Origin of the sequence: Aurantimonas sp. A2-1-M11 (assembly GCF_036549475.1) — a bacterium.
Lineage (GTDB): Bacteria > Pseudomonadota > Alphaproteobacteria > Rhizobiales > Rhizobiaceae > Aurantimonas.
Genome location: NZ_JAZHLI010000238.1, coordinates 1 through 522, shown reverse-complemented (window position 1 = coordinate 522; position 522 = coordinate 1). Strand labels below are relative to the sequence as shown.

The following is a 522-nucleotide window of genomic DNA, read 5'->3' as shown; positions in this document are numbered from 1 at the left end:
GGCGATGATGGAGGCCGACGTCGAAGCTGCCTGCGGCCCGCGCCACGGTCGGGACGAGAAACGCCATGCCCATCGGTGGGGCAGGACGCGCGGGCGTATTGGTTTCCACGGCGGCAAGGTGGAGGTCCAACGCCCCCGCATTCGGGGCGTCGATGGCCGGGAGGTGCCTGTCCCGAGCTGGGACCGGGCGACAGCGGAGGACTGGCTCGGCCGCTGGGCGATGAATCTGATGCTGATCAACGTCTCCACCCGACGGTTCGGGCGGGCGGTGCGGCTGCCGGAGGGCGACGTGCCGGCAGGACCTGGCAGCGGCGTATCGAAATCGGCGGCGTCTCGCCGGTTCGTGGCGCTGTCGGCCGAGAAGTTGAACGCTTTCATGAGCGCCGACCTGTCGAAGCTCGACCTGCTCGTCGTCCAGATCGACGGGCTTCATGTCAACGAGGATCTGGTGCTCGTCGCCGCGATCGGCGTCGATGGCGACGGTCATAAGCATCCGCTGGCGGTGGTAGAGGGCGCCACCGA

At 68.6% G+C, this 522-nt stretch carries 1 pseudogene; it reads left to right on the top strand.

Features of this window, described 5'->3' with window-relative positions:
- Nucleotides 1-522, top strand: a pseudogene (locus VQ042_RS25880) (IS256 family transposase); the annotation flags it as partial.